At 55.5% G+C, this 2,974-nt stretch carries 3 protein-coding genes and 1 pseudogene; 2 read left to right on the top strand and 2 right to left on the bottom strand.

Annotated elements, in window-relative coordinates; all coding sequences use genetic code 11:
- On the bottom strand, nt 1-357 hold a 357-nt coding region (locus MCUTH_RS11480; protein WP_161937591.1), incomplete at its 3' end, for a peptide-methionine (S)-S-oxide reductase.
- Between the two features lie 94 nt (nt 358-451).
- On the opposite strand from MCUTH_RS11480, the gene MCUTH_RS11240 reads away from it, so the two are divergent.
- Together MCUTH_RS11240 and MCUTH_RS11235 are read left to right on the top strand one after the other, a co-directional pair.
- A complete protein-coding gene (locus tag MCUTH_RS11240; protein ID WP_066958879.1) occupies nt 452-997 on the top strand; it encodes a ferredoxin domain-containing protein in 546 nt (181 codons plus the stop codon).
- A gap of 7 nt (nt 998-1,004) precedes the next feature.
- A complete protein-coding gene (locus tag MCUTH_RS11235) occupies nt 1,005-2,087 on the top strand; it encodes a GHMP family kinase ATP-binding protein (protein ID WP_066958878.1) in 1,083 nt (360 codons plus the stop codon).
- A gap of 748 nt (nt 2,088-2,835) precedes the next feature.
- On the opposite strand, the pseudogene MCUTH_RS12020 reads toward MCUTH_RS11235, so the two are convergent.
- Nucleotides 2,836-2,974: pseudogene (locus tag MCUTH_RS12020) on the bottom strand (IS5/IS1182 family transposase); the annotation flags it as partial.

The following is a 2,974-nucleotide window of genomic DNA, read 5'->3' as shown; positions in this document are numbered from 1 at the left end:
GTCATTGAATGAGCGTTCATATCTATCGAACAAGGAAAAACTTTTTGGTTTTTTCTCAGGTGGTGTTTGTATGCATTTTGAAGAATTGATTGATGTATTTTTTAGTCGGACCGGCATTCCCATCACGACTGTGAGGAGATCGCGGTATGAGACCTCGTCAGGATCGTAGGTCACCTGGACGACCTCCGCGTGCCCGGTTCTCCCGGTGCAGACGTCACGATATGTCGGGTTCTCGAGGGTGCCGCCCATGAACCCCACCGCCGTATCGACGACGCCGGGCACGCGCCGGAACGTCTCCTCGACGCCCCAGAAACACCCTGCGCCGAAGGTAGCCTTCTCGGTACGTTTCTGTGCCATGGCAGTCCCGCCTTTCGGTCGACGTTTGGAAAAAAGTATCGATGCCCCGGGGAGTTGGGCATACCCTTATTTTTGGCAGGTCCAACGTACTCGTATGTTCTCTGATTCAGACGCTGTTAAGATGGTTGCCGGATTGATGGCGCTGTCTGCACGCACAGCCCCGAAAGCACGCGGGATCGACGTCATCAAGACGATGGTCGTCGCCGGCGAGGAACTGAATACGCTTGCAGAAGCTATGCGAAAGTTAGGCAAGCAGTACAACGCGGCGTTCATCATCAGGGATGCGGAGAACGTCGCGTCAAGCGACGCGTGCCTTCTTGTCGGGTCGATCTACAACGACGCCGTAGGTCTCGACTGCGGCGCGTGCGGCTACGCAACCTGCGCGGAGATGCTTGCCGCACAGAAGCAACCGCAGGCCGCCCCCTTCCGCGGCCCGAACTGCGCTGTTCGGATGGCTGATCTCGGGATCGCCATCGGTTCTGCGGTGAAGACCGCAAGCATCCACAACGTCGACAACCGGGTCATGTACTCGGCCGGGATCGGCGCTCTCGCGCTCGGGTGGCTGGACGGCTGCGGCGTCGCCTACGGCATTCCGCTCCGGGCATCTGGAAAGAATATCTTCTTTGACCGCGCACACTAACTGCAACATGCCCACCATGAAGATCCGGGGAGGGGATCTGGATCTCGTCGAGTACGAGTTCACCTCCTTCTCACCCGGCGAGCATATCCGCCCGTGCGGACTCATGAAAGACTACCGGCTCACGCCGGTCTCCGGGACCGTCGTCGTCCGCGCTCCAGCGCGGATCCACCTCACCGTGCTCGACATGAACCGGTTCTCCCCGGACCGCCCCGGAGGCGGCGGGATCGGCTTTGCGATCGGGGTCTACTGTACCGCCGAGGTCGAATGCACAAAGTCCGGTATCGAGATCGACTATGCTCGTGAGCCGATCATTCGGCATTTTGTGGAAGTCTTCCGGAAGGTCGTCGGTTATGAGGGCGGTTTTAGGATCCGTGCACGCGACCACCAGCACGAGCACGTGGGACTCGGATCGACGAGCACCATCCTGGTCGCCGTCGCGAACGCCCTCAATACCGCAGTGGGTTCGCCGCTGAGCCGCGACCAGCTCAGGGTCCTCATCGGCAGCAACTACGTCGAGGAGACGGAGATCGGGAATGTCGCGTTCGGGTTCGAGACCGGTGTCGGGCCGGCCGCGAGCACGTACGGCGGTATGGCGGTGATGGGCGATGAACTGACGCTTATCTACCGGCATGCGTTTGCCGATGGCAAAAAGGTCTACATCGTCATTCCGACCTCCACGACCTCATCGGCGGGGGAGAAGGAGTTCGATCTCCTGATGAACAAAGCGCGGACTCTCGACTACCGTGACCGCGAACTGAAGTCCTACCTCATCCTGATGGACCTCATCCCGGCGCTGGAGCGGGGAGATCTCGCAAAGATCGGCGACGTCATCTGGGAGATCGAGTTCCGCGGCTCAAAGCGCGCAGAGGTGGAGCACCACGGGTTTGAGATCTACCGATACATGGCGGCGCTCCGGGACGCCGGCCTCGAGTTCGTCGGAATGAGTTCGGTCGGCCCCTCCATTGCGGTCATCACCGACCGCCCCGAGGATGAGGTGAAAGCGATCCTCGCCGATGCCGGCCTCCGGGTCGCGATCGCGACGACGGTCGACAACGAGGGGTTGAAGGTCCACCTGGAAGAGAGGGCGTGAAGGGCGCCCCCGTCCTCAAGGAACCCCTCCAAAAAGATCCGGGGAGCCTCCGGTGTATCCTTATCGGAACACCTCTCTTCAGTGGTTCTATCATCTGAACCTTATCCGTGGCAAGATGGATAAAACGGCTTCCCACCGGCTATCGCCACGCGGGGGAGGGATCGGGAGGGGGTGTCCCCCTCCCGGCAAAAGGATTTTGGGATAACCCTGTTCACATTTGGCGAAGTCCCTTAACATAACGCGAAGTAGGTAAGAAGGCCGCTTCTCCGATCACTATGTCGGTGCGCAGGAATGCTATGACTACTGCATGTCGCCGGGAAAGGAGGCGCTTATCGATTGGAGAGTGATGGGGATGAGAATGCTTGCGAGAGCCTCAAATGGAACTGAGAGGATAATTATTTTTGAAAGAACCATTTTTTCTCGGGTTCTCGTGCACTAAACACTTCATTCGGCTCGATAAAATTCAATATTTCATTACAGTGCTTAAAGCAAAAATCCACGAAACCATTGATGAATGTAGGAACTTGCCTATTATTAATCAGCCAAATCAGTTCATCTATTTCTTTTTCAAATCCATTTATTTGTAAGATAATAGGATATAGGTCAATAATATACTGATTAATTGCTTCCGATAGATTTGAACTATTACCTGAAGTTACGGCGCTATTATGAATTTTAATTAAACATAACATCCTATAAAAGCGCGCTGGGAAAGCCCATCCCATTGCATTTTGAGAATCCAATTCAATTACGTTTTCAAGGCTCTGTTGAATTCCTTCCAGACAACGACAATCACGACTGTTTGTACTGCCTTCGTTAGGTTATGGAGGATCACTTTGATCTTGATCTCTTTGACCTGGTACCAGTATTTTCGTGCCTTTAGTTCC

The organism is Methanoculleus thermophilus, assembly GCF_001571405.1.
Lineage (GTDB): Archaea > Halobacteriota > Methanomicrobia > Methanomicrobiales > Methanoculleaceae > Methanoculleus > Methanoculleus thermophilus.
The sequence above is the reverse complement of the archived record's forward strand: the minus strand, read 5'-3'. Positions and strand labels throughout refer to the sequence as shown.

What these genes read in the sequence shown, in the direction of transcription:
- MCUTH_RS11240 (WP_066958879.1), top strand. Translation starts at nt 452, where the DNA reads ATGTTCTCTGATTCAGACGCTGTTAAGATGGTTGCCGGATTGATGGCG.
- MCUTH_RS11235 (WP_066958878.1), top strand. Translation starts at nt 1,005, where the DNA reads ATGCCCACCATGAAGATCCGGGGAGGGGATCTGGATCTCGTCGAGTAC.